Below are 20,100 nucleotides of genomic sequence, written 5' to 3'. Positions count from 1 at the left end.
TCATTCCGCCGCCAGCAATTGTTCCGCGCCGCCCAGATCGACCGAGACCAGCCGGCTGACCCCGCGCTCGACCATGGTCACCCCGAACAGCCGGTGCATGCGGCTCATCGTCACGGCATTGTGCGTCACGATCAGATAGCGGGTTTCGGTTTCGCCGACCATCACGTCGAGAAGGTCGCAGAAACGCTCGATATTGGCGTCGTCGAGCGGGGCGTCGACTTCGTCGAGCACGCAGATCGGCGCCGGATTGGTGAGAAACAGGCCGAAGATGAGCGCGACGGCGGTCAGTGCCTGTTCGCCGCCGGAAAGCAGGGTCAGTGTCGACAGTTTCTTGCCCGGCGGCTGCGCCATGATCTCCAGCCCGGCTTCGAGCGGATCGTCCGAATCGACCAGTTCGAGATGCGCCTGTCCGCCATTGAACAAGGTGGTGAACAATCGCCTGAAATGCCCGTCGACCGCTTCGAAGGCGGCGAGCAGCCGCTGGCGCCCTTCGCGATTGAGGCTGCCGATCGAGCCGCGCAGCCGGTTGACCGCCTGGCCCAGTTCCTCGCGCTCGGCGGCGGAGGTGGTGCGCTCGGCCTCCAGTTCGGTCAGTTCCTGTTCGGCGATCAGATTGACCGGACCGATCCGTTCGCGGTCGAGCACCAGCTTGTCGTTGCGCGCCGATTCCGCGTCGGCATCGCCGACATCGGCGCTGGCGAAGCCGATCTTTTCCGGCAGCACCGGCGGCGGGCATTCGAAGCGTTCGCCCGAGATCCGGCTCATCTCGATGCGGCGCTGCTCCTGGTTTTCCGCGCGCGCCACCGCGCCCGCGCGCGCCTCGCGCACCACGGCCATGGCTTCCCCCGCTTCGGCCAGCGCGGCTTCGGATTTGCGCAGCGCCGCATCGGCCTCGCGCTCCTCGACCAGCAAGGTCTCGGCGCTTTGCGTCAGCGCGCGGCTCGCCTCGTCCTGCGCGGCGATCTTCGCGTCGAGCGCGGCGGGCGCTTCGGCAAGGCTCGCCGATTCCTTGTCCGCCGCCTCGCTGCGCTTCGCCATTTCCTCGATACGCTTGGCCGCTTCGCCCGCGCGGGCACGCCAGCCCTTGGCTTCCGCCTGCGCCGCCGACAGCCGTTCGCGATCGGTGGCGATGGCGCGATCGATCGTGGCGCTTTCCGCCTTCAACTGCGCGACCGTCGCGCGTGCGGCTTCGTTGACCGACTGGAGCGCCGAAACCTGTTGCGCGGTCGCCGATCCGTCGGGCAGCGCCGCCACCGCGCCCTCGGCCCGGCGAACTTCCTCGCCTGCTTCGCCGGTTTCCGCGTTCGCGCGTGCGATCCGTTCGGCCATTTCGGCGCGGCGTGCCGCCAGTCGCTCGATCTGCCCGTTCGCCTGGTCCTCTTCGCGCGCCGCATTGCGCGCGATCTGCTCGGCACGGGTCTGTGCCGCGCGCGCGGCATCGGCGGCGGCGCGCGCGGTTTCGACCGCGCCTCGCGCCGCATCCGTCTCTTCCCCGGCGCGCGCGACCGCGGCCTGCGCCGCGGGCAACAGACCCTCGATCTCGGCAAGCCGGTTCAACCGGATCAAGCGTTCGGCCGCCGCGGCACCGCCTTCGAGCGCGACATACCCGTCCCAGCGGCGCAGCACGCCGCCCAACGTCACCAGCCTTTGCCCCACCGCGAGCGGTACGCCGTCATCGGTCTCCACCACCGCGATCTGCGCCAACCGTCGCGCGACCGCGTCGGGCGCCTTGACATGGTCGGCAAGCGATGTGGCGCCCTTGGGCAGCGCCGGATCCCCGGATTGCGGCGCCGCGCCCGCCCAGTAACGCTTGGCCTCGGTCGACATGCCGGCGTCGAGATCATCGCCCAACGCCGCCGCCAGCGCGCGCTCATAACCGGGCGCGGCCTTGATTCTGTCAAGCAGCCGGTCCTTGCCGCCGCCCTGTTCGACGGCGCGGAGCAGCGCCTTGGCTTCGCTTTCCAGTGCGGAAAGATCGGCCTTGGCCGATGCCATCGCGCTTTCGGCGGCCTGGCGTGCGGTCGCGGCCTCGTCGCGGCGGCGTTCGGCATCGCCGATCGCGCTTGCGGCGGTGCTGGCCTCGGCCTCCGCCGTTTCGCGCGTGGTGACCGCCGCATCGCGCGCCGCGATCAGCGGCGCCTCGTCACCCAGCGCATCGCGTTCGCCCGCAAGGCGGCCGGTCTCGCGTTCGGCGCGGTCCAGGCGCGCGCGCGCATTGCCGAGCGCGGCCTGGGCGACGCGTGCCTCCGCCTGCTCGCTCGCCTGCGCCGCCATCGCCTTGGCCAGGCTCACCTCGGCATCGCGCGCGGCCGCTTCCGCATCGAGCACACGACGCTCGAGACCGGGGCGATCCTTTTCGGTCGTGGCGACGCGCGCGTCGAGCATCTTCACTTCGTTGCCGAGCCGCGCAAGCGCGTCGGCGGCATCGTTGGCGAGCGCACCTTCGCGCTCGCGGTCCTGCGCCATGCGCTCCTTCTGCGCGGTGAGCTCGGCGATGCGCCGGTCGAGCGCGGCGCGTTCGCTGCGGAGCGTCGCCAGCACATGCCCCGCCTCCGACGCCTTTTCACGCGCGGTCTGCGCGGCCGAGCGCTTGTCCGCCAGCGTCTGTACCGCTTGCGCCTGCCAGGCGGCGGCACCGCGATGCGCTTCGGTCGCGCGCGCCACCGCCGCTTCGGCCGTTTCCGCTTCCTTACGCGCAGCATCCGCCGCCGCCGCCGCATCGCGCCAGCGCGCATAGATCAGGCGGGCCTCGGCGATCTTGATCTGATCGGTCAGCAGCCGGTAGCGCTCGGCCTGCTTCGCTTGCCGCTTGAGCGCGGCCGCGCGCACTTCCATGTCGGCAAGCAGCTCGTCGAGCCGGGTCAGGTTGGTCTCGGTCGCGCGCAGCTTCTGTTCGGCATCCTTGCGGCGGACGTGCAGGCCGGCGATGCCGGCCGCTTCTTCCAGCATCTGGCGGCGCTCGGCCGGCTTGGCCGCGATCACCGTACCGATGCGGCCCTGGCTGACCAGCGCGGGCGAATGCGCGCCGGTCGCGGCATCGGCGAAGAGCAGCGCGACATCCTTGGCGCGCACGTCGCGGCCATTGACGCGATAGGCGGAGCCGGCGCCGCGCTCGATCCGGCGGATCACTTCGACATCGCCGTCATTGGCGGCGGCGATCGGCCCCGGCGTCTCACCGGGGGGTCGTTCGGTCAGGATGGCGACTTCGGCGAATGCGCGCGCGGGCCGGGTGTCGGTCCCGGCGAAGATCACATCCTCCATGCCGCCGCCGCGCATGGATTTGGCGCTGGATTCGCCCATCACCCAGCGGATCGCTTCCAGCAGATTGGATTTGCCGCAGCCATTGGGGCCGACGATGCCCGTCAGCCCCGGCTCGATCCGCAGCTCCGCCGGTTCGACGAAGCTCTTGAACCCGGAAAGTTTGAGGCGCTTGATCTTCACCTGGTCCGGCGCCCCTTCGTCTGCCCGGCTTCGATCAGGCGCCCGCCGCGATCAGCAGCGGTTCGACGGCTTCCCAGGTGTTCACATCCTGTTTCTGGCCGTTGATGATGAAGGTCGGGGTGCCCGTGATCTGGAACTGTTTGACGCCATTCTGCATCATCGTCTCGAGTTCCTTGATCGCGGCGGTGTCGGCCAGGCATGCATTGGCCTGCGCGGTGCTGATGCCGCGCTGCTGCACGAAGCTGTCGAAACCATAGGCCTTGCCGATCGCCGCTGCGAGCTGGTTCTCCTTCAGGCCCTGCCAGCTCTGCTGCTCGGCGGGGGAGACCGACTGCGCCTTGGCGAAAAAGTCCGCCTGCGCCTCGAACATCTGATGGGCGATCGTGAAGAAGGGGCCGGGGCCGGAGCAGCGCGCCAGCAGCGAAGCCGGCAGGTCGTAGGAATTGAGCATGAACGGGCGGAATTCGAAGCTCACCGTGCCCTTGGCGACATAGCTCATCAGCTTGTCGTGCGATTTTTCGGAGAACTCTGCGCAATGGCTGCAGCTGAGCGCGCCATATTCGATCAGCTTCACCGCCGCTTGCGGATTACCGATGACGAAGCCGCCTTCGGCCGTCTTCGAAACGGTGTCGGTCCAGGCCGAGCCCGCCGGGGCCGATACCGCGCTCGCGGTGCTGTTCGCCGCTGTCGCATTGTTGCCGTCGGCATCCTTGCCGCATGCGGCAAGGGTCAGCGCAAGGCCGATCAGGGGAAGGGCGGTGAGGCTTTTCATCTTGGTCGTCGCTCCTTGGAACATCATTTGGCTGCGGCGTCGAGCTTGGGCTTGAGCGCCGCCCAGTCGTTGGTATCGGGCGCCAGCGCGCCGTTGATCAGGAAGGCGGGGGTGCCGGGAACCTTGCGAACCTTCCATGCCTCGTCGGCCATGGCGGCAAGCACCGTCAGCTGCCCCTTGTTCGCCAGACAGGCATTGATCTTCGCCTGCGGCATGCCGCGTGAGCGCATCAGCGCGACCAGTCCCGATCCATGGGCGAATTCGCTTGCGATCTGGACTTCGGGCAGCTTGCGGACCCGTTCGCCGTTCGCGGCCATGAATTGCTGCCCCTTGGCCAGCAGGTCGCGCTGCGCCGCGAAGATCGCCTCGCTATGATCCAGGAAGCGCGCGGGGCCGTCGCAGCGCGCGAGCAGGGCGGCCGCCATGTCGATCGGATCGCGCAGCGCGTGGCGGACCTCGATGCTGGCAGTGCCGCGCGCCAGATAATCGCGTTTCAGCGCGGGCCACGCTTCCTCGGTGAAATGCGCGCAGTGCGAACAGGTATAGCTGAGATATTCGACCAGCTTGGCCTTGGCCGCGGGATTGCCGAACACATAGGTGCCGGCCTTGGTCGGCACCGCGGTGCGCGTCCAGTCGCGCGCCGGCGCGGCCAGCCCGGCCGCGCCAAGCCCCGCACCGACAACGCCCGCCAATGCGAGCGAGGCGAGGATCGCGAAGCGCCTCATCATGCGTCTCCTTCGAAAACGGGCGGCCCATGGGTCGCCGCCACGCCGCGCGCGAGCGATTCGAGCACGGCCTTGAGTTCGGGGTCCCCGATCGCGCGCAGGCTGTCGCCCAGGTCGATCGGCAGGGGCTTCAGTGACGGTGGCGCCTTGCGCGGCGTGGCCGGCTTCGGCGCGCCGCCCTGGCGGATGACGACGCGCGCGACCGCCGGATAGCCGAAGAACCGGTTCACGCGCTCGACGATCTCCGGCGCCACATGCTGCATCATCGGCGCATGCGCCCCGACAACCGCCAGCGTGAGCACGCCATCGGCGCGCTGGCCTTGGGGAAAACGGATCGATTCGGGCGTCGAGACCCCGGCATAACGATCGCCGACGATTTCGGACCAGCGGCTGACGACCGCGCTCTGCACGAAACCGAAGCGGCGATAGGCGGCTCGGCCGATATCGGGCAGCATCTCGGCAACGGTGCGCGTGCGCCCGCCGCGCGGCCCTTCCGCCTGGCCGGTTCCCGATTTTCGTGTACGCCCTTCGCTCATCCGGCACTCCATGCCATAGCCGACCCATGCCAGTCGAGTTCGCGCGAAGACTTATCCACGGATTTCGGAAAGGGGCCAGCCGGTGAATGTCGCATCGCAGCTGCTCGCCTGGTACGATCGCCATGCGCGGGCACTCCCCTGGCGCAGCCCGCCCGGCACGCCGCCGCCCGATCCCTATCGCGTCTGGCTCTCCGAAGTGATGCTCCAGCAGACGACGGTCGCGGCGGTGCGGACGCATTTCGCGCGCTTCACCCAGCGCTGGCCAACGGTGCGGGATCTGGCCGCCGCACACGACGAGGCGGTGATGACCGCCTGGGCCGGGCTCGGCTATTATGCCCGTGCGCGCAATATGCTCGCCTGCGCGCGGGCGGTGGTCGCCGATCATGGCGGGCATTTTCCGGGTGACGAGCAGGGGCTGCTGACGCTCCCCGGTATCGGCCGCTACACCGCCGCTGCGATCGCCGCGATCGCGTTCGGGCGCCGCGCCGTGGTGGTGGACGGCAATGTCGAGCGTGTGGTCGCGCGCCTGTTCGCGGTGGAAACGCCGCTGCCCGCCGCCAAGCCCGAACTCTATGCGCTGACCGATCGGATCACGCCGTCCGAACGCCCCGGCGACTTCGCGCAGGCGATGATGGATCTGGGGGCGACGATCTGCACGCCGCGCAATCCGCTCTGCGCATTGTGCCCGCTCGACCGCGATTGCGCGGCGCGGGCGTCGGGCGATCCCGCCCGCCTGCCGCGCAAGGTGCCCAAGGCGGCGCGCCCGCGCCGATACGGAACCATCTTCTGGATCGAGCATGACGGCGCGGTCCTGCTGGTCCGCAGGCCCGACAAGGGGCTGCTCGGCGGCATGCGCGCGTTGCCGACCGGCCCCTGGGTCGAGGCGGATCCAGGCCTCGCGGATGCGCCGGCGGCGCTCGACTGGCGTTGGATCGGCGGGCATGTCGAGCATGTCTTCACGCATTTCGCGCTTGAACTGCGCGTCGCGTGCGGTTTGCCGGAAAAGGGTTGCGCCTCGCAACTGGACGGAGAATGGTGGCCCATCGAACGGCTGGACACGGCAGGATTGCCGACCGTCTTCGCCAAGGCAGCCCGGCGGGCGATCGAGGGAGAAGCGGATGGCTGAGACGATGTTCGAGCGGCGCGATTTCCTGCGCGGGCTGGCCGCGCTGGGATTCGCCGGCGCGCTGCCCGTTCCGGCGCTGGCACGCGCCGCCGGCGGCGACTGGCCGCTCGTTCAGGCGCTGCTCGATTCGCTCGCGCCCGCCAAGCTTCCGGGCCTTGCCGGCGCGATCGGCAAGGAGACCGCGCCCGCCGATTTCCTGTTCGCGGGTACGATCGCCAAGGACAGCCCGGTCAAGGTCGATGTCGATACGCTGTGGCGGGTTTACTCCATGACCAAGCCGATCACCGGCATGGCGGCGATGATGCTGATCGAGGACGGCAAGCTGAAGCTCGACCAGAACATCGCCGATTTCATTCCCGGTTTCGCGGCGCCCAAGGTGCTCGTCGATCCGGAAAAGAGCCTTGAAACCCGCCCGGCCAAAGGGCCGATCACCGTCCGCAACCTGCTGACCCATACCGCGGGGCTCGGTTATTCGATCGTCACCAAGGGGCCATTGCTCGACGCCTATCACCGGCTCGGCATATTGCCCGCCCAGCTCAGTCGGCAGAAGATGCCGGGCGCGCCCGATTTCCCGACCGCGCCGAGCCTGGCCGAATTCGCCGATCGGCTGGCGACATTGCCGATCATCGCCGATCCGGGCACGAAATGGAGCTATTCGGTATCGCTCGACCTGCTCGGGCGCGTGATCGAACTGGCATCGGGCAAGAGCTTCGACGCGTTCCTGCAGGAACGCATCTTCGATCCGCTCGGCATGACGAGCACCTATTGGCAGGTGCCGGCGAGCGAGGCGCACCGGCTGGTCACCAATCATTTCGCGATCGCGATCGGCCTGATCCCGATCGATCCGGGGGCGACGAGCATCTATCTCGACAAGCCGGCCTTTCCCTTTGGCGGCGCGGGGCTGGTGATGAGCGCGCGCGATTATGATCGTTTCCTGCTGATGCTCGCGGGTCAGGGCGCGGTGGAGGGCAAGCGGATCATGAAGGCGGAAACCGTCCGGCTCGGCATGTCCAACCTGCTGGCGCCCGGCGTCGATACCGCCGGCACCTTCGCGGAGGGGCAGGGCTTCGGCGCGGGCGGCCGCGTGACGATCAAGCCGACGCCGGGCGGACAGGGCATGGGAACCTATGGCTGGGGCGGCGCCGCCGCGACGATCGCCTGGGTCGATCCGACGCGTGGCATCCGCGCCGCGGGCTTCGCGCAATATATGCCCGACAGCGCCTTCGGTTTTCCGAAGGAATTCGCCAAGGCCGTTTACGCGGATCTCGCATGATGTTGTGGCAAGACGGTCACCAGCCGGGCTTCACCGGCAGCGCGCTCGATCGCGAGGATCTGATCCGCACCGATCCTGATCGGCTCGCGGCGATGACGTCGAGCCTCTCGGCGCGGTTGCTGGCGCTCGACGGAATCGATCCGGTGCTCGACGACAGGGGGATGCTCGGCTGGAAAAGCCTGGCGGAAGCCGATCCGGACAGCGAGCTGATCTTCCTTGGCGTGCTCGACGGCAGGCCGCGCTTCACCGAGGTGCGGCCCGATCTGCCCGAGGGTGCGACGCGATCGATGGCGATCTTTCGCGTGCTCGACCTGCTGCCGCCCGAGGAGGCATCGACCTATGCCGCCGCGCGCAGCCTGATCGACTGGCATGTCCGCCACGGTTTCTGTGCGAAATGCGGGACCGCGACCGCGATCTTCCGCGGCGGCTGGGGCCGCAATTGCGGCGCGTGCGGCGCCGAGCATTTCCCGCGCGTCGATCCGGTGGTGATCATGCTCGCCGAATATGAGGGGCGGGTGCTCGTCGGCCGCCAGCCGCGCTATCCGCCGCGCCGTTATTCGGCGCTGGCCGGATTCCTGGAGCCCGGTGAATCGATCGAGGAAGCCGTCGCGCGCGAACTCCATGAGGAGGCGGGCATGAAGACGTGGAGCGTGCGCTACATCGTCAGCCAGCCCTGGCCGTTTCCATCGTCGTTGATGATGGCCTGTATCGCCCGGGTCGAGGATGACGCGCTCACCATCGACTATACCGAACTGGAGGACGCGATCTGGGTGACGCGCGACGAGGTTGTGGCGAGCATGAACGGCGATCCCGACGCCCGTTTCCTGCCGCCGCCGCCCTATGCGATCGCGCATACATTGTTCCGGCGATGGTTGGATGAGACGGGCTGAAAGCGCGGCATTGATGAACAGGCGATATTGATCCCCGGCCGTCATGCCAGCCATCACGCGCGCGGTGCGAAATACCGCCTGGCGACCAGCGCGATCGGGATCCCGACCAGGATGCAGTGCGAGAACAGCGCATTGCCGATGCCCCAGGCGGTGTGGGGCAGCGGCATTTCCGGCCAGCGCATCGGTCGGACGATCCAGTACATGACGATCCACAGCAACACGCCATAGGCGACGCCCGCGACCACCGGATGGCGCAGCAGCGCCGGAATGCGGGGGACGGCGATCATATAGGCCGCTGCCATGCAGGTCATGATCGCATAATGGACGAACAGCCCCGCGATCGCCCAGCCCGTGGTGGGTGTCGGTGCATCCCCGAACGGGCCGCTCGCGACGAAGACGAGCACGGCCATGGGCGACATGCCGGCCATGCCGGCGAAGACGAAGGCGGAAATGATATCGAGCGTTCCGGCGATCAGCGTCGCCAGCGCAACGGGTCTGAACATGCGATCCTCCCCTTTTATCGGCGAGGACTGTAACCCATTGCGCGCGGCGAGAGAATGCGCCGCTGTTTTCAGTAATGGCCGCTGAAATTGGTCAGGTTGAACGCGAAGGCGATCCAGAGCAGCACGATGAAAGCCAGCGCGATCAGGACCGACCAGAGCCTGCCTGCCCAGCTCTTTCGCGCGGACCAATGCGCAGCCAGATCGTAGAGCGCCGCCGCCGATCCTCCGGCGAAGATCGCCACCGCCGCCAGCTTCACGCACAGCAGCCAGGGATCCATCGCTTCGCTGAACCGCTCGATATCGGCGGTCATGTAGGTCAATGTCGCCAGGAAGGTCAGGATGGCCGCGATCGCGGCCAGGCTCAGCGCACGGGTGAGCCGGTAAAAGGTCGCCGCGCTGCCGGCATAGGCCAGCGCCGCGCCATAGCGCCGCCGCACCATCGCGCGAACCGGCCAGGCGAGGCCGTTGATCAGCAACAGGGCGAGCGATGCGAGCAACGCCGGCATCAGCCATGATGGAGAGCGCCAGGCCGGCGCCGGGATGAACGCCTGGGGCGCGGCTATGTCGAAGCCGAGCATGATCGGCCGCCCGTCCTTCACCAGCGCCTGGATCTTGTCGGCCCCATCGACGTCCTGCCAGACGAAAGGTGCGATCTCCCGCCACTTCGTCATGCCCTGGCCGGGCATGTCGAAGCCGATCGTGCCGTCGGCATTGGCGGTGATCATGAACGGCCCCATCAGGCTGCCGAGACTGAGAAAGCTGGAATCCGAACGGCGGCTCGAATCCCAGGGCCCCGCCATGAGCCGGGCGTGGCGCACCGCCGTCGCCGTGTCGACGCCCTTCGGCTTGGCGGATGGGCGGGCCGGGAAATAGCGATCGGCGAAACCGCGGAACAATGCGTCGTGCAGGCCCGATGCCGCACCTTCCACCCCCGGGCTGTTGAGCGAGATGAAGATGCCGACGCCGTCGTCGAGGAACAGATGCATGTCGCTGTGGAAGAACTGCGTGCCGCCATTGTGCGCGAGGATGCGGTGGCCGTTGCGGCTATGCTCGTAAAAGCCCAGCGCCATGCCGTTGAGCGCGGGGAAGATACGCGGCTGGATCATGTGCATCTGCGCGGCGGTCGCGGGGGCCAGGATCTGTGCGTTGCCGAAGCGCCCCTGCTGAAGATGCGCGATCATGAAGCCGGCCATGTCGTGGCTGGTTGCGAGCAGGCTGCCGGCGGGCGCGACGCTCCAATGCTCGAAATAGGTCGGCTCTTCCGAACCGGCGGCATAGCCCTGGCTCAGCAACGGCTGCAGCTTCGCCGGGGCCGGCTGGCGAAAGCTCGACAGCGTCATGCCGAGCGGGCCGAGGACATGGGCGTCCATATAGTCGTAATAGTCCTGACCGGAGACGCGCTGGACGACATAGCCGGCAAGGGCGGAGGCATAGTTGGAATAGGCGGGAACCGTGCCGGGCGCGTAGATGCGTTCGGGCACCCAGGTCTTGAGATAGGTGCCGAGCGGCGGTGACGGACGGCTGCCCGTGGTGAGATTCTTGATCGATTCCTCGAAACCGGGCGTATGCGTCATGATCTGGCGCATGGTGATCGGCTTGCCGTCGCGCGGCGGAATCCTGAAATCGAGATAGGTGTTCACATCGGCATCGAGATCGATCCGGCCTTGTTCGACGAGTTGCATCACCGCAGTGAAGGTGAGCGTCTTGGAGATCGAGCCGGGATGGAAGATCGTCGTCCTGGGATCGACCGCCCGCTTCTTCGCGATATCGGCATAACCGAAGCCGCGCTCGGTCAGGATCTGGCCGCCTTTGACCACCACGACCACGCCGCCGGGAATCTTGCCCCTGCGCATCGCGCCCGGAACCAGGCCGTCGAGCCAGGCATCGACATCGGCGCGCTCGAGGCTCGGCGTTTTTGGCGAGGGGGCGGTCGGTGGGGTGGGCGCTGGAGCTGGGGGCTGGGTCAGCGCCACGGCCGGTGCGATCAGCGCGACCGCCAAGGCGGACAGGATGATATGCCTCACACGCGCGAACGAGATCATGGCCGGCTCCCCCCGATTTTATCGACGGATCATGACTCAATTCATGGCCATGTGCAACCTGATGGGGATCGTATAATCCTGATCGGATAATTCTTGCCGGATTCGGCCGCGTATTCCGTCAGCGTATGCGGCGCACGCTGATGATGCGGATCGGCTGCTTGATATGCTGGCCCTTGGTGGTGATCGACCGGCCACCCGGCCAGGTGGGCAGGGCAAGAATGCGGTGGACGATCGCCATGCCGCTGACGACGCGGCCGAACGCGGCATAGCCGGGGCTGCCATCGCGTGCGTCGAGATAGGCGGAAGGGCCGATCGTGATGAAGAAATCGCCCATCGCGCTGCCGGGGGCATTGCGTGCCATCGACAATGTGCCGTCGACATGGCGCAGCCCGGTCTTGCTCGTCGGCTCATGGTCGATCGGCCAGCGCGCCTTGCGCACCTTGCTGTCGATGCCGCCCTGGATCAGCCCGCGGGTGGGATCACCCTTGTTGCGTGCGGCGCGGTAGAAGGTGGTGCCGTCGAAACGCTTTTCCTCGGCATAGGCGAGGAAATTGGCCGATGTGACCGGCGCGCGTTTCAGATCGACTTCGACCACGATCGCGCCCAGGCTGGTTTCGATCCTGACGCGGGCCGTGGCCGGCCCCGCCGCGTTTGCGGGAAACGCGGACAGGGCAAGCAACAGCCCGATCAGGACACGAAACAAACCGCTCATTTACGCAAGCGCTGCGTCAGCCCCCATCAGAGCGGGGAAGAAGCCTTCATGCGCCTTGCGCAGGTCGGCGATCGCCACGCCCGCCACGGCGGTGCCGCGCACCGTGCCGATGCGGACGGCATTCGGGAAGGACGCGTCGGCCGATCCGGTCACGACATAGCGGCCCTGATCCTCGCCGAATGCCTTGGCGGCGTCGAGCGTGATGGTCAGGTCGCAGCCGAGGTTTCCGGCCAGCGCCATTTCGGCGAGCGTGACGAGCAGGCCGCCATCGCTGATGTCGTGCACGGCATTCGCCTTGCCCGATCCGATCAGGTCGCGGATCGCGCTGCCGCGCGCCTTTTCCTGTTCCAGGTCGACCGCCGGCGCTTGGCCGTCCTCGCGGCCATGGACTTCGCGCAGCCAGATCGACTGGCCGAGATGCGTGCCGTCACCGCCGATCAACCAGATCGCGTCGCCTTCGGTCTTGAACGCGATCGTCGCCGATTTCGACCAGTCGGCGAGGAGGCCGATGCCGCCGATCGCGGGAGTCGGCAGGATCGCCGAGCCGCCGCCGGTCGCCTTGGATTCATTGTAGAGCGAGACATTGCCGCTCACGATCGGGAAATCGAGCGCGCGACAGGCATCGCCCATGCCGTCGAGGCAGCCGGTGAGCTGTGCCATGATCTCCGGCCGCTGCGGATTGGCGAAGTTCAGGCAGTTGGTGACGGCCAGCGGCGTCGCGCCCACCGCCGAAAGGTTGCGATAGCATTCGGCGATCGCCTGCTTGCCGCCTTCATAGGGGTCGGCATAGCAATAGCGCGGCGTGCAATCGGTGCTGATCGCGATGCCTTTCTGCGTGCCGTGCACGCGCACCACCGCCGCGTCGCCGCCGGGGCGCTGCACGGTGTCGGCGCCGACCATGTGATCATATTGCTCCCAGATCCAGCGACGGCTGGCGATGTCGGGCGATCCCATCAGCGTGACGAGATCGGCCGCGATATCGGCGCTCTCGGGCACCTCGCCCAGCGGCTTCACGCCCGACCAGGCCTTGTAATCGTCGCGCGGCATCGCCGGGCGATCGTAAAGCGGCGCATCGTCCGCCAGCGGCGCGAGCGGCAGGTCGCACACCGTCTCGCCGTGATGGACCAGCACCATCCGGCCGGTATCGGTGACCTCGCCGATCACCGCGAAATCGAGTTCCCATTTGTGGAAGATCGCCTCGGCGAACGCCTCCTTGCCGGGCTTCAGGACCATCAACATGCGCTCCTGGCTTTCGGAGAGCATCATCTCATAGGCGGTCATGCCGGTTTCGCGCTGCGGCACCTTGTCCATGTCGAGCCGGATGCCGACGCCGCCCTTGCTGGCCATCTCGACCGAGGAGGAGGTGAGTCCGGCGGCGCCCATGTCCTGGATGGCGACGATCGCGTCCGATGCCATCAGTTCCAGGCACGCCTCGATCAGCAGCTTTTCGGTGAAGGGATCGCCGACCTGGACGGTCGGGCGCTTCTCTTCCGCATCCTCGCCGAAATCCGCGCTCGCCATGGTCGCGCCATGGATGCCGTCGCGGCCGGTCTTGGAGCCGACATAGACGATCGGATTGCCGACGCCCGACGCCGCCGAATAGAAGATCTTGTCGGTATCGGCGACGCCCACGGTCATCGCATTGACCAGGATGTTGCCGTCATAGGCGGGGTGGAAATTCACCTCGCCGCCCACCGTCGGCACGCCCACGCAATTGCCATAGCCGCCGATGCCATGGACGACGCCCGCGATCAGGTGGCGCATCTTGGGATGGTCGGGCCGGCCGAATCGCAGCGCGTTCATGTTCGCGACCGGGCGGGCCCCCATGGTGAACACGTCGCGCAATATGCCGCCAACGCCCGTGGCCGCGCCCTGATAGGGCTCGATATAGCTGGGGTGGTTGTGGCTCTCCATCTTGAAGATGGCGGCCTGGCCGTCGCCGATATCGACCACGCCGGCATTCTCGCCGGGGCCGCAAATCACCTGCGGGCCGGTCGTCGGCAGCTTCTTCAGGTGGATACGCGACGATTTGTACGAGCAATGCTCGGACCACATCACAGAGAAGATGCCGAGTTCGGTCAGATTGGGTGTGCGCCCCATCGCGTGCAGCACGCGATCATATTCTTCGGGGGACAGGCCGTGTTCGGCGACGATTTCGGGCGTGATCTCGGTCATGCGCCGCGCCTTAGCGGCGGCGGCGCGGTTCGCCTAGAGCATCGTGCGGAAAAGTGGGAACCGGTTTTCCGCAACAACGATGCGATAACAACTAACAACAACGGGCTACGCGATCCGCTTTTCGCGTAGCCCGTTGTAGACCTTGATCGCCTCAAGCCCCGGTCAAAGCATGAATCGATGCTTCGCTCAGGCCGCCGCGGCGGCTTCCGCCGCCGGCTTGGAGCGATCGCGGCGCAGGCGGCTGAGATCGTCGCGTGCCGCCAGGAAATCGATTCCCTGCGCGCGCGCCAGCCGCATGGCGGCGCCGTGCACCGTTTCGCCGGGTTCGAGCGATTCGACATAGACATAGCCGGGGCCGGGCAGGCCCCACATGTCGCGCATCGACTTGATCAACGCGTCGTTGACGTCGACTTCCAGTGCGAAGCCCGATCCCTCGCCATAAGGCACGGCATCGCCCAGGATGCGGAACTGCCAGCCCATGTTGACGACGAAGGTGAACATGCGCGTGTCGGTGAAGGCGACGAGCCTGTCGAACCCGCGCGCGTGCATGATCTCGAACGGTGCCGTCATGCAGGCGCCCTTGCGCTGCATGTTCCAGGGCTTGCGGCCATATTCCAGGCAGAATCCGCGCGTCGCTTCCCAGGTCCTGCCGTCGTTCAGCGGGCGCATGTCGGCAGGCAGGCTGTGGCCGAAGAGATCGCCGAGCAGCGAGATGTCGTCGGTCGGGCGCAGGCGCAGCGACATCACCGAATTGAGCGCCGAATCATAGCCGACGACATATTCGGCGCGCGCGTCGTCGAACTGGTCGATATCCATGCCGTCGGTGAGCTTCAGATCCCAGCCGAATCCATCGACGAAGATCTGCTTGCGCGCGCGATACAGGTCTTCGAGCTCCGGCCCGTAGAGATGCTTATTGCCAGCATTGATCAGATGCATGACCACGGTGCGAAAGACCCCTGATTTGTTTCGCAGGAGTCTAGATCGAAATGCAGGTGGTTATCAATCAGTTAACCATATTACATCTAATTTGGTGCGAAAAGAATTTCCGGCTCGCGGTCGAGACCGGCCAGCCAGCCCCGTCGCGCGGCGATCGAAACCGCTTCGGCGCGACTACGGGCGGACAGAAATTTCATAGCGCTTTCAATATGTCCGCGCACGGCGAGTGGGGTCAGGCCGAGCGTTTCGGCGATCTGCGGATCGCGTTCGCCGGTCAGCAGCCGGGCAAGGCACTGGCGCTGAACAAGGCCCAATCCGGATGCAGTCATCACGTCGCGTTCACGTTCGAGCAGCGACAGGCCATAGGTGGCATAGACCTCGGAACGCCCCTGCAGCGACGCGCGCAGCACCGGCCCGATCGGCACGCGCCGCCCGTCGAGGCTGATGAACAGGTCGCCCTCGTACCAGCCATGCAGCTTCAGCAGCAGATGGCCCGGCCGATTCCAGCTGGCCGCGTCGAAAGGTGCGCGTACCGACAATGAGCCGGCATCGCCGAACAGCGGCTCGATCAGGCCGGCGTCGCCGATTCCGAAGCAGAGATGCGATTGAAACCCGTCGGCCGCGATCGATTCGCTGAACAGTCCGGTCAGCGCCTCGAGCGTTTCCATGGCCTGGGCGCGCGCGTGCAGCGCGCCCATCGTCATGGGAACGGCGTGTTCATCCTGTTTGGTAAGGGGGCGGGTCGCTCGCGCCATAGCATCCTCGTTCGATGCGATGGTTATCGCGGCGTTACGTTAAAAAAGACCGAAGCGCGAATTTACAGATGCGTTAACCGATTTGCAGGTCCCTCGCCTTAAGGAGGTTGATGATGATCCGGCTGCCAGCCTTGATGGGGACATGACGAACGCGCGTTCGACCATAGCGACGCTCGATCCCGGCCGCGTGCAAAGCGTGCTTGAAAGGATCGAGGATGTACCGGCGCCGATTCGCGCCGCGCTCGCCGATGCGGGCGTCGCGATGGCGTATCTGCTGCGGACCGAGCGTCAGCTTGTGCTGGGCGATGCCGCGCGTACGCTGCTCGGTGCGCGCAACACCACGGTCTCCATCGAACAGGCGCTGCGGACGGTGGATCGCCGCAAGCGGCGCGCGCTTGTCGGCTTTTTCGACGAACAGCTTGCCGGCGAAGGCGAGCAGGGCGCCGAAATGGTGGTGCCGATCCAGGCGGGATCCGCGCCGCGCCGTTTCATCAAGATGAGCCTGTCGGCCGACGAAAAGGGCGACGGCTATTTCGTCGTCATGCGCGACAATACCGCGCAGACCGAATATATCGAGAGCCTGGAAACCGAGCGCGACCATCTGCGCCATACGGTGGAGCTCAATCCCCAGCTCCCCTGGCTGGCGGACGCCAACGGCAATATCATCGCCTTCACCGAGCGTTACGAGAAATATACGGGCCGCACGCAGGAGGAGCTGGTCGGCGGCGGCTGGGCGCTCGTGGTTCATCCCGACGACATGGCGGTGACGCAGGAGCGCGTGATTCATTCGGTGATGACGGGCACCGTGCTCGATGTGCGCTGCCGCGTGCGGACGGCGGCGGGCGCCTATCGCTGGATGCGCGCCACTGCCTATCCGCTGCGCGACGACAATGGCAAGGTCATCCGCTGGTTCGGCTATAGCGAGGATATCGACGACCACGTCCTGATCGAACAGCAGATCCGCTGGACGGCGGAGCATGATGCGCTGACGCGTCTGCCCAATCGCATGGTCTTCAACCGCCAGCTCGAACGGATCATCCGCGAGGAGAACAAGCTGGGCCTGAAGGTCGCGATCCTCTTGGCGGACGTCGACAATTTCAAGGACGTCAACGACGTGCTCGGCCATGATGCCGGCGATTCGCTGCTGATGGCGTTCGGCGACCTGATCGGCCGCGTGCTGCCCGAAAAGGCACTGCTGTCGCGCATCGGCGGCGACGAGTTCGCGATCATCCTGCCCTTCGACGGCCCGTTGAGCGAGCTGCACGACGTCAGCGCGACGATCTTCGAGGCGTTGCGCGATCCGGTGACGGTGAACGGGCAGAGCGTGGAATGCCGCGTCTCGATCGGCGCGTCGATCTTCCCCTTCCACGGCCAGAGCCCGACCGAGCTGTTCAAGAACGCGGACATCGCGCTCTACCAGGCCAAGGCGCGCGGTCGCGGCCAGATGACGATCTTCTCGCTCGACATGAAGCAGGAGACGCAGCGCCGCGTCGCGATGATCAATCTGGGCCGCAAGGCGGTCGAGACCGATTCGATTATTCCCTATTATCAGATGCAGGTCTCACTCGACGGCAACCGCCCGATCGGGTTCGAGGCGCTGCTGCGCCGCAAGGATCGCCAGGGCCGGATCTGCGCGCCTTCGAGCATCGCCGCCGCTTTCGAGGATGCCGGCGTTGCCGAAGCGATCGGCGATGCGATGCTCCGCGCCGTGCTGAAGGACATGGTGCGCGCCAAGCAGCAGGGCACCGATCTGGGCACTGTCAGTGTCAATTTCTCGACCGCCGAATTCCGCAGCACCACCTTTGTCGACCGGTTGACCAACCGCATCTCCGACGCCGGCATCGCCTTCAGCGAAGTGATGATCGAAGTGACTGAAGGCGTGTTCCTCGGTCGCCAGGTCGATACCGTATCGGAAACGATCCGCACGCTCGACCGGCTGGGCTTCAAGATCGCGCTCGACGATTTCGGCACCGGCTACGCCTCGCTCGTCCATCTTCGCCAGTTGCCGGTCGATACGCTCAAGATCGACCAGTCGTTCATCCGCACGCTGGCGGAAAGCAAGGACGATCTCGCGATCGTCACCGCGATCATCAATCTGGGCGCAAGCCTGGATATCAACATCATTGCCGAAGGCATCGAGACCGAGGTCCAGCTCGGCATATTGCGCGATCTCGGCCTGAAATACGGCCAGGGCTATCTGTTCGCGCATCCGGTGCCGATCGAGGAAGCGTGCGCATTGGTCGCGCCGTTCCAGTCGATCGAGCCCGGGCTGGCGGAATCGCTCTGGGCTTCCGCCGGCCGCGGCAAGCGGGTGATCGGGCTGCGCTGAACGGTTTCCGCAAAAGAAAAGGGCCGGTCGGATCGCTCCGCCGGCCCCTTTCCGGTTCAACAGGGTCTGAAGATCAGGACTTGCAGCTCTGGCTGCCCTTGCCGGGAAGGGTGATCGTGATCGACGACTGGCTGCCCTCGAGCGAATAGCCTTCGGCGACCATCGGCTTGCCGGCTTCCTCAGCCTTGACCAGCGTGGGCATGCCCGCCTTTTCGGTGCGGATGTTGGCCGATTTGTCGCCCGACAACCAGTCGATATAGACGAGGCTGCTGTCCTTGCAGCGATAGGTCTTGCTCTCCTTCACCGACGGCGGCAGCTCGACCGGCGCCGCGTTGGCGAGTTCCGCGGCCATGTCGTCGGGCGTGCCGCCGCCGACGATGGTCTCGGGTTCGGAGTTGCACGCCGAAAGGGCGAGGAGTGCGGAGGCCGCGGCGAAGGGAAGGGTGAATCGAATCTTCATAGCGGGCTGACGCTTTGCGGCTGCGACGCCGTTCGTCAAGTTCACTTCCATGACAGCCGGCGATTTTCCTTGTGCGGCGCAATAAAGTTGCGGTGTAACGTATCTATTCGTGGAATTCGGCCATGCTGGGGATACGTCCGAACGCGATGCGTGCGCCGACATGATCGATCCGGCCGCCATGCAAGGGCCCCACGCTGACCGCGTTGCGGCCGAATCGCTCGTTGATCCGGTCCATCGCACGGCTGAGCGCCAGGTTGCGGGTCTCGCGCGCCAGCGGATCGTCCGGATCAAGATGCGCGAAAAGCGACGGCTGTTCGCCCTCGACAGGCTCGATCCCGGCGATGGTGACGCCCACCATGCGCATGCGAAAACCGCCGCGCCGCGCGGATCCGGCTTCGCGCAGCCTTGGCCACAGGCTGTCGATCGCGGCAAGAATGGCGAAGCTGTCCTCGGTCGCGGGCAGCTTGTGGCTCGCGCGCCAGTTGCTCTTGTCGTCCTCGAATTTGGCGTGAAGCACCAGCAGCCGCGCCCGGCAGCCCTTGCGCCGCAAACGGCTGGCGCATTTGAGCGCGAGCCGGCGCGCGGTGAGCCGCGTCGCCTCCGGTCCGCGTTTCGCGGGCGACAGCACATGGCTGTGCCCGATCGTGCGATGCTGGGTGGGTTTTTGGGGCAGGTCGACGCCGTGCAGCAGATACCAGAGCCGATCGCCATTGGTGCCGCCCCAGGCATGGCCGGCGTCGCGCGGCCGGCGCGCGCAGAGCTGCGCGATATCGTTGATCCCGTCCTGGGCCAGGCGCCGTTCGATCTTGGCGCCGATGCCGGCGATCGCGCGCAGCGGCAGGCCGAACAACCGGCCGGGCAGATCCTCTGCACGCAATATGACGAGCCCGTCGGGCTTCACCATGTCCGACGCCAGCTTGGCGAGCAGCCGGTTGGGTGCGATGCCCACGGAAGCGGTCAGGCAATCGCCGACATTGGCGCGGATACCCGCCTTGATCCGCTCGGCGAGCGCACGCGCGTCGGTCTCGTCATTCTCATTGTCGAGCAGGCGGCACGCCACCTCGTCGATCGAACAGACCGCATGGACCGGCACATGGCGTTCCACCTCGGCCACGATCGCGTCGTGGAAACGCACATATTCCATATGCCGGGCCGGAGTGACGATGATGTCTCGGCACAATTGCTTCGCTTCCCAGACCGGCGTTCCGGTGGAAATGCCGTAGCGCTTGGCTTCGACCGAGGCGGCGATCGCGACGGTGGTGTCGCTGCCCACCGGTGCCACGATCACCGGCTTGCCCCGAAGCGCCGGCTGGAGCTGCTGTTCCACGGCCGCGAAATAGCTGTTCAGATCGACATAGAGCCAGCGCAGCGGGCGTGGCGGAAAGGCCGGTGGCGAGTCGGTCTGCATCCCCCACGAATAGCATG

The 20,100-nt window shown here is 66.5% G+C and carries 16 protein-coding genes; 4 read left to right on the top strand and 12 right to left on the bottom strand.

Features of this window, described 5'->3' with window-relative positions; all coding sequences use genetic code 11:
• The 4 genes from smc to K7G82_RS27125 are packed head-to-tail and all read right to left on the bottom strand — an operon-like array spanning position 1 to position 5,474.
• The gene (gene smc, locus K7G82_RS27140) at positions 1-3,441 is read right to left on the bottom strand and encodes a chromosome segregation protein SMC (protein ID WP_222993242.1); all 3,441 of its coding nucleotides are present in this window, start codon (positions 3,439-3,441) and stop codon (positions 1-3) included.
• A 34-nt stretch (positions 3,442-3,475) separates the two neighbouring features.
• Positions 3,476-4,213: a thioredoxin domain-containing protein gene (locus K7G82_RS27135; RefSeq protein ID WP_222993240.1), complete on the bottom strand. Its 738-nt coding sequence runs from the start codon at positions 4,211-4,213 to the stop codon at positions 3,476-3,478.
• A gap of 23 nt (positions 4,214-4,236) precedes the next feature.
• A complete protein-coding gene (locus K7G82_RS27130) occupies positions 4,237-4,938 on the bottom strand; it encodes a DsbA family protein (protein ID WP_222993238.1) in 702 nt (233 codons plus the stop codon).
• Positions 4,938-5,474: a DUF721 domain-containing protein gene (locus K7G82_RS27125; RefSeq protein ID WP_246623922.1), complete on the bottom strand. Its 537-nt coding sequence runs from the start codon at positions 5,472-5,474 to the stop codon at positions 4,938-4,940. Before K7G82_RS27125 ends, K7G82_RS27130 begins: the two co-directional genes overlap by 1 nt.
• 82 nt (positions 5,475-5,556) lie before the next feature.
• On the opposite strand from K7G82_RS27125, the gene mutY reads away from it, so the two are divergent.
• From mutY to nudC, 3 genes are read left to right on the top strand one after another with little or no spacing between them, the layout of a single operon-like run.
• Entirely contained in the window at positions 5,557-6,600 is a 1,044-nt protein-coding gene (mutY, locus tag K7G82_RS27120) for an A/G-specific adenine glycosylase (RefSeq protein ID WP_343228660.1), read from the top strand.
• Entirely contained in the window at positions 6,593-7,873 is a 1,281-nt protein-coding gene (locus K7G82_RS27115; protein WP_222993234.1) for a serine hydrolase domain-containing protein, read from the top strand. Before mutY ends, K7G82_RS27115 begins: the two co-directional genes overlap by 8 nt.
• Complete coding sequence (gene nudC / locus K7G82_RS27110) at positions 7,870-8,763, top strand: NAD(+) diphosphatase (protein WP_246623921.1); 894 nt, start codon at positions 7,870-7,872, stop codon at positions 8,761-8,763. The genes K7G82_RS27115 and nudC overlap by 4 nt, the downstream gene beginning before the upstream one ends.
• Positions 8,764-8,816: 53 nt before the next feature.
• Here nudC and K7G82_RS27105 read toward each other — a convergent pair whose 3' ends face one another.
• From K7G82_RS27105 to K7G82_RS27080, 6 genes are all read right to left on the bottom strand, one after another.
• Positions 8,817-9,266, bottom strand: coding sequence for a hypothetical protein (locus K7G82_RS27105; protein WP_222993232.1), 450 nt, complete (start codon positions 9,264-9,266; stop codon positions 8,817-8,819).
• Between the two features lie 68 nt (positions 9,267-9,334).
• Entirely contained in the window at positions 9,335-11,308 is a 1,974-nt protein-coding gene (locus tag K7G82_RS27100) for a serine hydrolase domain-containing protein (protein WP_222993230.1), read from the bottom strand.
• A gap of 118 nt (positions 11,309-11,426) precedes the next feature.
• Complete coding sequence (locus tag K7G82_RS27095) at positions 11,427-12,020, bottom strand: peptidylprolyl isomerase (RefSeq protein ID WP_222993228.1); 594 nt, start codon at positions 12,018-12,020, stop codon at positions 11,427-11,429.
• Positions 12,021-14,195: a phosphoribosylformylglycinamidine synthase subunit PurL gene (purL, locus tag K7G82_RS27090; RefSeq protein WP_222993227.1), complete on the bottom strand. Its 2,175-nt coding sequence runs from the start codon at positions 14,193-14,195 to the stop codon at positions 12,021-12,023. It lies immediately after the preceding gene.
• Positions 14,196-14,381: 186 nt separating this feature from the next.
• Positions 14,382-15,131, bottom strand: coding sequence for an acyl-homoserine-lactone synthase (locus tag K7G82_RS27085; protein ID WP_222993225.1), 750 nt, complete (start codon positions 15,129-15,131; stop codon positions 14,382-14,384).
• An 86-nt stretch (positions 15,132-15,217) separates the two neighbouring features.
• The gene (locus tag K7G82_RS27080) at positions 15,218-15,835 is read right to left on the bottom strand and encodes a helix-turn-helix transcriptional regulator (protein WP_222993223.1); all 618 of its coding nucleotides are present in this window, start codon (positions 15,833-15,835) and stop codon (positions 15,218-15,220) included.
• A 193-nt stretch (positions 15,836-16,028) separates the two neighbouring features.
• Between K7G82_RS27080 and K7G82_RS27075 the strand changes: the two genes are divergently transcribed.
• Positions 16,029-18,215 (top strand): putative bifunctional diguanylate cyclase/phosphodiesterase, encoded by a 2,187-nt coding sequence (locus tag K7G82_RS27075; RefSeq protein ID WP_222993221.1) that lies wholly within the window; start codon positions 16,029-16,031, stop codon positions 18,213-18,215.
• A 73-nt stretch (positions 18,216-18,288) separates the two neighbouring features.
• On the opposite strand, the gene K7G82_RS27070 is transcribed toward K7G82_RS27075, so the two are convergent.
• Positions 18,289-18,675, bottom strand: coding sequence for a hypothetical protein (locus K7G82_RS27070; protein WP_246623920.1), 387 nt, complete (start codon positions 18,673-18,675; stop codon positions 18,289-18,291).
• Positions 18,676-18,778: 103 nt separating this feature from the next.
• Complete coding sequence (locus K7G82_RS27065) at positions 18,779-20,083, bottom strand: Y-family DNA polymerase (protein WP_246623919.1); 1,305 nt, start codon at positions 20,081-20,083, stop codon at positions 18,779-18,781.
• Positions 20,084-20,100 lie beyond the last annotated feature (17 nt).

The sequence above is a fragment of the Sphingomonas colocasiae genome, assembly GCF_019880585.1.
Lineage (GTDB): Bacteria > Pseudomonadota > Alphaproteobacteria > Sphingomonadales > Sphingomonadaceae > Sphingobium_A > Sphingobium_A colocasiae.
The sequence above is the reverse complement of the archived record's forward strand: the minus strand, read 5'-3'. Positions and strand labels throughout refer to the sequence as shown.

Bases quoted from the DNA above. Each gene is read 5' to 3' on its own strand.
- K7G82_RS27135 (WP_222993240.1), bottom strand. From the start codon at position 4,213: ATGAAAAGCCTCACCGCCCTTCCCCTGATCGGCCTTGCGCTGACCCTT.
- K7G82_RS27130 (WP_222993238.1), bottom strand. From the start codon at position 4,938: ATGAGGCGCTTCGCGATCCTCGCCTCGCTCGCATTGGCGGGCGTTGTC.
- K7G82_RS27125 (WP_246623922.1), bottom strand. From the start codon at position 5,474: ATGAGCGAAGGGCGTACACGAAAATCGGGAACCGGCCAGGCGGAAGGG.
- K7G82_RS27115 (WP_222993234.1), top strand. From the start codon at position 6,593: ATGGCTGAGACGATGTTCGAGCGGCGCGATTTCCTGCGCGGGCTGGCC.
- nudC (WP_246623921.1), top strand. From the start codon at position 7,870: ATGATGTTGTGGCAAGACGGTCACCAGCCGGGCTTCACCGGCAGCGCG.
- K7G82_RS27105 (WP_222993232.1), bottom strand. From the start codon at position 9,266: ATGTTCAGACCCGTTGCGCTGGCGACGCTGATCGCCGGAACGCTCGAT.
- K7G82_RS27100 (WP_222993230.1), bottom strand. From the start codon at position 11,308: ATGATCTCGTTCGCGCGTGTGAGGCATATCATCCTGTCCGCCTTGGCG.
- K7G82_RS27095 (WP_222993228.1), bottom strand. From the start codon at position 12,020: ATGAGCGGTTTGTTTCGTGTCCTGATCGGGCTGTTGCTTGCCCTGTCC.
- purL (WP_222993227.1), bottom strand. From the start codon at position 14,195: ATGACCGAGATCACGCCCGAAATCGTCGCCGAACACGGCCTGTCCCCC.
- K7G82_RS27085 (WP_222993225.1), bottom strand. From the start codon at position 15,131: ATGCATCTGATCAATGCTGGCAATAAGCATCTCTACGGGCCGGAGCTC.
- K7G82_RS27080 (WP_222993223.1), bottom strand. From the start codon at position 15,835: ATGACGATGGGCGCGCTGCACGCGCGCGCCCAGGCCATGGAAACGCTC.
- K7G82_RS27075 (WP_222993221.1), top strand. From the start codon at position 16,029: ATGACGAACGCGCGTTCGACCATAGCGACGCTCGATCCCGGCCGCGTG.
- K7G82_RS27070 (WP_246623920.1), bottom strand. From the start codon at position 18,675: ATGAAGATTCGATTCACCCTTCCCTTCGCCGCGGCCTCCGCACTCCTC.
- K7G82_RS27065 (WP_246623919.1), bottom strand. From the start codon at position 20,083: ATGCAGACCGACTCGCCACCGGCCTTTCCGCCACGCCCGCTGCGCTGG.